At 50.1% G+C, this 6,767-nt stretch carries 6 protein-coding genes; 3 read left to right on the top strand and 3 right to left on the bottom strand.

Annotation, left to right across the window (positions count from 1 at the left end):
- Positions 1–197, top strand: a 197-nt coding sequence (locus tag WKK33_RS08870) for a hypothetical protein (protein ID WP_337933444.1), incomplete at its 5' end; no start/stop codon positions are given.
- 83 nt (positions 198–280) lie between these two features.
- Here WKK33_RS08870 and WKK33_RS08865 read toward each other — a convergent pair.
- Together WKK33_RS08865 and WKK33_RS08860 are read right to left on the bottom strand one after the other, a co-directional pair.
- Positions 281–2,053, bottom strand: coding sequence for a hypothetical protein (locus tag WKK33_RS08865; protein ID WP_337933442.1), 1,773 nt, complete (start codon positions 2,051–2,053; stop codon positions 281–283).
- 1 nt (position 2,054) lies between these two features.
- Positions 2,055–3,644, bottom strand: a complete 1,590-nt coding sequence (locus WKK33_RS08860) for a sulfatase-like hydrolase/transferase (protein ID WP_309438622.1) — start codon at positions 3,642–3,644, stop codon at positions 2,055–2,057.
- Between the two features lie 467 nt (positions 3,645–4,111).
- Here WKK33_RS08860 and WKK33_RS08855 point away from each other — a divergent pair, with 467 nt between their 5' ends.
- Together WKK33_RS08855 and WKK33_RS08850 are read left to right on the top strand one after the other, a co-directional pair.
- Positions 4,112–5,116, top strand: coding sequence for a glycoside hydrolase family 43 protein (locus WKK33_RS08855; RefSeq protein ID WP_337570808.1), 1,005 nt, complete (start codon positions 4,112–4,114; stop codon positions 5,114–5,116).
- A gap of 239 nt (positions 5,117–5,355) precedes the next feature.
- Positions 5,356–6,501: a glycosyltransferase family protein gene (locus tag WKK33_RS08850; protein WP_337570807.1), complete on the top strand. Its 1,146-nt coding sequence runs from the start codon at positions 5,356–5,358 to the stop codon at positions 6,499–6,501.
- Positions 6,502–6,517: 16 nt separating this feature from the next.
- Here the strand turns inward: WKK33_RS08850 and WKK33_RS08845 are convergent.
- A partial coding sequence (locus tag WKK33_RS08845; RefSeq protein WP_337570805.1) for a hypothetical protein occupies positions 6,518–6,767 on the bottom strand: 250 nt, incomplete at its 5' end.

Genomic DNA, 6,767 nt, shown 5'->3' with positions numbered 1-6,767 from the left:
TGAGAAGTGTCAGCCCTAATTTGTCTTGTTTGAAAAGTTTTACCGGACAGCAATATTTTTTTCTATATACCGCTTGCCCTTTTCGATTTTACGATATTCATAGGGTGCGTGTAGGCCTTATCAATGAATATGATGCCATTACATTGAATGTAATCGCACATGACATAAAAATTTCCGTTAAGCCTGGTTATTCTTAAAGATGCATAACTCTGCCGATGGCATAACGGAAACCTATATTTTCATTATTTGGGGGTGTTTACCCGTTGTTTGTTGGCTTGAATCACTTCATTCTTTGTCCACGGGCATTAAACTTTTGGCCTCCTTTTCGGATGATGAGTTGATTGTTCTCAATGAATTTGCTGTCCTTTCCTTTGGCTGCTAATCGTTCGTCCTGAATAGAAACGATGCCTACTGTTGTATCGTCTTTCTGCATATACCATTGTGAGCGTTCCACATTTTGTGCCCATCCACAGATGTAGAGATGGTCTGCAGCAGCATGCAGAAATCGGTTGGCGTCAGTTGAGCCGGTTGCCCCAAAGTTGTAGAGATGCTCGCCACTTGCTGTAATGGTATACTTCACCTTGGTGGCAGAAGTGGTCTTGTTGGCTTGCGAACCAGAACTTGCCTGATAGACATATCTTCCACTTGCCGTTTTGATGTAATATGAACTTGCGTCAGCCTTCTCCAACGTAAACGTGCCGCCCTCCGCATAGCGGTCCTCAGCGATCACCAGATGGTTCGATGCGTCCTCCACCATGTAATATGTGTCGCGTTCCTTGTTGCGCAGGCGAAACCTAAGGCCATCAGCAGGCTCCGCATACACAATGGGCTTTTCGGGTTCTATGTATTTGCCAAATATAGCTATCAGGTGGACAGCGGCCGTCACTTGGAATGAGTATTGCTCATTGGTGGAAACGATGTCGTTGCCCAGAAGCCAGCCTTTGAACACCCATCCCTCTGCGGCCTGCGCCTTCACGGTCACCTCGTCGCCCAGATTCTTCATTGTACTGTGTGCGTCGGAACCAATGATGCTCACCAGCCCACGTCCCTTGGAATTGGGAACAACCTCAATTAGGCGTTGCGCTTGCGCATTTACGATCTGAATAGGAATATCGTAGATTACGCCTGCAATATCGCCGTTGGCGCTGTAGTTTCCGCCCTGGTCCACACGGATTCGGATACGTCCAGTGAAAGCCTTGCTCTCCGCAGGTACCGTCAGCTCGGCCTCAATGGTGCCTGCCACCGTAGGCTTTACGGTTTGCTCAAATCGTCCATCGCCATCAAAGTCGGCACACACCGCCACCACCAGTCCTGCAACCTCGGCACCTTTCAGTTGGGCCGTAATCTTCACCTTGCCCCCACGCATCAGCGACGCGTGCGCTCCGGTTTGAATCATAAACTTGTTGTTGGTCAGTGGAGCATAGTGCAATTCGTGCCACACACCCTCGCCCGTAATGTCTATTTGCGTGAGTTTGGTGTCAGGTCTGAACGTGCCGCATGGAATGCGGTAAGCATGCACATTGGGCTGCACATCCTCGTCCTCGCCCTCGCTGGGCTCCGGTGGAGTGGGCGAATAGTTGGTATCGGTGATGGTCCAGTAACTGTTGCCACGCCCAGTCTTAATGTAGAATGCACACACGCCAGAGGCTCCAAAGTTCAGGCCAAGTGTAGCGTCCTCATTGTAATTGATTGCGCCCTGGTCGTTCGACGCCATGAAGTACGTCGTTGCCCCAGCGCCCGTAGACACAATATATTCAACAGGGTTTGCGCCCAGTTCCACCAATGAGCTAAGCGCAATGTTACACGTCTGTGCGTACATCCCGCTGCCCACATTCTTCAGATAGTAGCCGTTAGTAGTGCCTGTAGGAATCAGTTGCCAGATAAAGCTGCCATTGGTCTTGTCGAGTGAACTGGCCATGATGTTGTTGCCATTGGCATACATGTAGGCCGATGAGTTGCCGTTACGGTTGATAACATAATACTTACTCTCGTCGAAGGCCTGCGCAAATACGCATACCAACAACAATGTGAGGGTGGATAATAATTTCTTCATACTATCGAGGCAATGTTACTTTAAACAGCGGGCTATCTACATGCTGCTCCTTGATGATTTGCTTCATCTTGGCCACAATCTCGGGATTCTTGCTGGCCACATCCGTATCCTCGTGGATATCTGTTGCCAAATCATACAGACGGCAGGTGCCCTTGTCCACCACCATCTTCCAGTCACCCATTCTGAGTCCCATCATGTTGGTTTCATGAAATTCCCAATAGAGGAAGTCGTGCTTCTTCTGCTTACTGTCGTTGCCGGTCAGTGTGTTGTAGAAAGAAATGCCGTCGTATGGGTCGGCTTCCGTGCTTGCCTCCAGTGAGTGGGCTTTTGCAGCATCGTGCTCACCAATATAATCGAGCAGGGTTGGCATAACGTCATAGAACGCCAACTGGTGGTTGTTGACCACGCCTTTCGGCACACCTGGGCCGCAGGCTATGTAAGGTATGCGTATGCCGCCCTCGTGTGTGGAGCGCTTCAAGCCCTTCAGCAATCCGTCGCGGTTGAACCATGTCGGGTCAGCGCCGCCCTCCTCGTGAGGTCCATTGTCGGAGGTGAAGATCACCAAGGTGTTGTCGTCCAACCCTCTCTCCTTCAATTTTTCGCGAATTTCGCCAACGTAGGCGTCCAAGCGGGTGATCATTGCAGCAAACTGAGCGTGCGAGTTGTTGTTCTGGTAGTACCAGTTGCCCGTTTCCCAGCCATGCGACTTCTCATCGCAGTGGAAAGCCTGATTGTACTTCTGCAGGATCGAGTCGTTGGGCTGCCACAACTCAGCATGCGGCAGCGTGTAGGTGAAGATGCCCAGGAACGGTTCCTTCTTATCGGCCATCCTGTCGATCCACTTCATGGCATACTGATGGATCTTGTCGGCACTGTATTCAGCGCGGTTCTCAAAATCGGTGTCGCCACTGAACACCGTGGCATGTTGGATATTCTGCTCCATGGTCTCTGCCACCACGCAAGTGTCGCCCTTGCCCTCAGGGTCATAGCGGTTAAGGAAGTTGGGATAATATGTGTGTGCCTGGAACTGGCATATAGGTCCATAGAAACAGTCCACACCGCGCTTGTTGGGCAGCGACATTGACGAGGTTGTGGTATACTTGCTCGTGTCGGTATTGCCCAAGCTGTCTACCGCATACGTGTTTGGATATTTGCTGTTCCAGTAACCGCCTGCCCATTTGCCAAACATACCGGTGTTGTATCCAGCCTTTTTGAACAGCTCGGGTATGATATCGTGGGTCATCAGGTAAGGTTCCTGTCCAACAACGGGATAGTCGCCACGACCGTTAAACATCGTTTGGTCGATGCCAACCTTATTCCAATATTCGCGGTTGCCACGCACATATCCGTGACCGGCATGCTGCCCGGTCATGAACGACGCGCGTGAAGGAGCCGATACCGGACTGCCAGCATAGGCGTCGGTAAAACGCATGCCCTCAGTAGCCATCTTGTCCAGGTTAGGGGTAGAAATCAACTGCTGACCATAGCATCCAAGATCGCCATATCCCATGTCGTCACACATGATGTAGATAATGTTGGGCTTTTGCTGAGCAACAGCCATTGTAGGCACCAGCCCCAGCATGGCCATCATCAATTTTCTTGTCTTTAGAGTCATTTTGTCTTGCTTTTAGGTATAGTCATTTGGTTTATTTGTCATTGCACAACTCAGTTAAGGCAACGTGTGTTTTCTGATATCGGGGGTCATTCTCATAGCCCTGTACCATCCCTCTTAGAGAAAGAAATAATATTGCAAAGATAAAACAATTGCGTTGAAAAACAGTTGTTTAGGTTGTTTAAATTGATCTTTATGCCTGCATTTGTGTATTTGCCCCATCCTGCATGGATTGTTGGTGCATTGTGCGTACCCCAAAAGTCTACGCCTTTCAATAGAGAAGGAAAACATGGCACCATGCACCTTGCGTTGTGTGTATTTTTGAAATCTTACAGGCTTATTGGCTTAAAGTAAATGGGAAAACGCATAATTCGCTATCTTTTTTGTATTTTTGCAATCGAATGAATGTGTTCGTCTATGATGAAGCAAACTAATTGGAAAAAAATATGAGCAAAAAGATCATTCTCTTCAGTATCGCCTTGGTCGTGACGTTTGGCGTGGCCACACAGGTGGAGGCTAAGAAGCGCCTCAAGATGACAAACTACCTCTTTGCTTACTTTATCGGCAATGCTCCGCAAGAGGAGCAGATCCATTTTGCCGTGAGTAACGACGGTTTCAATTACACACCGCTCAACGGGGGCAATCCAGTGATCGGCAGCGACTCTATTGCCTTGACCAAGGCCGTTCGCGACCCTCACATCTTGCGTGGTGAGGATGGCAGCTACTTCATGGTTGTGACCGACATGCGTAGCTCCCTGGGATGGTCAAGCAACCGTGGCATCGTGTTGCTTCATTCCAAGGATCTTGTGCATTGGACGCATCGCACAGTGCATTTCCCCGAGAAATACAAGGGTACACATTTCGCCCACGTCACTCGCGTGTGGGCACCCCAAACCATCTACGATAAGAGCGTGGGTAAGTACATGGTTTATTTCTCATTGCTCACCGATGATGGCTCCATTCCTTATGACAGAGTGTATTACTGCTATGCCAACGCCGATTTCACCGATCTTGAGGGCGAGCCACAGGTTCTTTTCGACTATAAGCAGCCGGCCATCGACACCGATATCGTTCAAGATGAGCAAGGCTTGTTCCACCTCTTTTTCAAAACCGAGGGAGGAAGTCATAAGGGCATCAGGCAATACACCTTTACCAACTTGCACAAGCCTGACACATGGACCTTGCACCCGGGCTATTGCGAGGTTACCAAGAATGCTGTGGAGGGCGCTGGCGTGTTCCCGCTTATTCAGGGTGGTTGGTGCCTGATGTACGATTGCTACATGAACGGCCACTACCAGTTTGCCAAGAGCACCGACAACCTCAAGACCTTTACCTTTGTGCAAGACACACAGACCAAGGGAAAGTTCACCCCGCGTCATGGTACTACCATCCAGATCACGGGCAAGGAGTATAAGCGTCTGCTCAAGGCGTTTCCCATAGAGAAAAAATAAGATTTGTCCGCAACTAAACTGCGGTTTTCATAGGCTTGTCCATCGCTGTTGGCGGTGGACAAGTTTTTGTTTGCACTGCTGGTCGTTTCCTTTCGGTAGAATATGGTTGTCGCATGCCTTTTTCATACGATCGTCATGTTTCTCTTACTTCTTTGTAATATAACGTTATTACCTTTGCGCCCAGATGCTGATGGGGAGCTTTCGCGGCCTCAGCGGCATAAGACGTTATAAGATGTAAGATGAAGGTAATATTTGTTATTCAAGGCGAGGGTAGGGGGCATCTCACCCAAGCATTGGCGCTCAAGCAGATGATGGAGCGCGAAGGTCACGAAGTAGTGAAAATGTTGGTGGGCAAGAGCAAGATGAGGGAGTTGCCCTCGTTCTTTGTCAACCAAGCGGGCTGCCCAATGGAGCAGTTCTACAGTCCCAACTTCCTGCCGGCGAAAGACAATCGCCGTTGTGGATTGTTGCGCTCTATTGCCTATAACATCAGCCTTACACCCACTTACCTGTCAAGCATTCTCTATATCCGCAACCAAGTGAGGAAGAGCGGGGCTGAGTTGGTGGTCAACTTCTATGAGTTGTTGTGCGGATTGGCCTATGCCATGTTCCATTTCGGCATTCCCGAGGTATGTGTGGGCCATCAGTATCTGTTTCTCCACCCCTCGTTCAAGATGCCGCAGCGCCACACGTTGTCTGGCGCTATGCTGAAGTTGTTTACCCGTTTCACCTGTTTGCGCGCCACCAGTAGGTTGGCTCTTTCGCTTCGCAACTACGACAAAATTCCTGTTCCCGGAATGAAGGTGGTGCCACCACTGTTGCGGTCTGAGGTGAAGCATGTGGTGCGCCATCATGGCAATTACATTGTGGGTTACATTCTCAACGCCGGCTTTGCCGATGAGGTGAAGCGCTGGCATGAGCAGCATCCTGCCACCCATCTCCATTTCTTCTGGGACAAGGCCGATGCGCCTACCGAGCTTGCCGTGGACGATACGCTGACGTTCCATCGCCTCGACGATGCCAAGTTTCTTACACTCTTGGCGGGTTGCAAGGCGTATGCCACTACGGCCGGCTTCGAGAGCGTGTGTGAGGCCCTGTATATGGGCAAGCCTTGCATGATGGTTCCGGCTCATGTGGAGCAGGAGTGTAATGCCGCCGATGCAGAGCGCGAGCTGGTGGGTTTCCAATCCGAAAGCTTCGATATCGATCGCCTTCAGGCCTTCGCTCGTGGCTATGAGGAGGATGTGGAGTTCCGCATGTGGGAGAACAGTGCCGACGCGCGCATCATGGCTGCCGTCGAGAGCGCTTGCAATGAATATCGTTATATGGGTGAGGACGCCTATGGCGATGCTTCGAACACGGGGCTGGTGTTCGAATGCTCTTGATGGGCTGTTTTCTAATTTACAAATCCAGACACCACTTCGCAAGCACTTCCCTTGGACGAAGACGGGTAATGCTATACCACTCAATGGTGTTGCCGAGTGTTCTTCGTTCAAACTCGGAGGTGTCAATAAGGTTGTTTGCTGTGACGGATAACTCCCAACGCTTAGCTTTGTAGCCAATGGCAAGGTCAAGAAAGTGGTTTACGCCTATGCGCTTGTCGTTGGTATGGAAGAGTTCGTTTTTTACGCTCAGCATCCATCCTTTGGCA

The sequence above is a fragment of the Hallella sp. genome (assembly GCF_037460745.1).
Lineage (GTDB): Bacteria > Bacteroidota > Bacteroidia > Bacteroidales > Bacteroidaceae > Prevotella > Prevotella faecis.
This window is presented reverse-complemented; position numbering and strand designations above follow the sequence as displayed.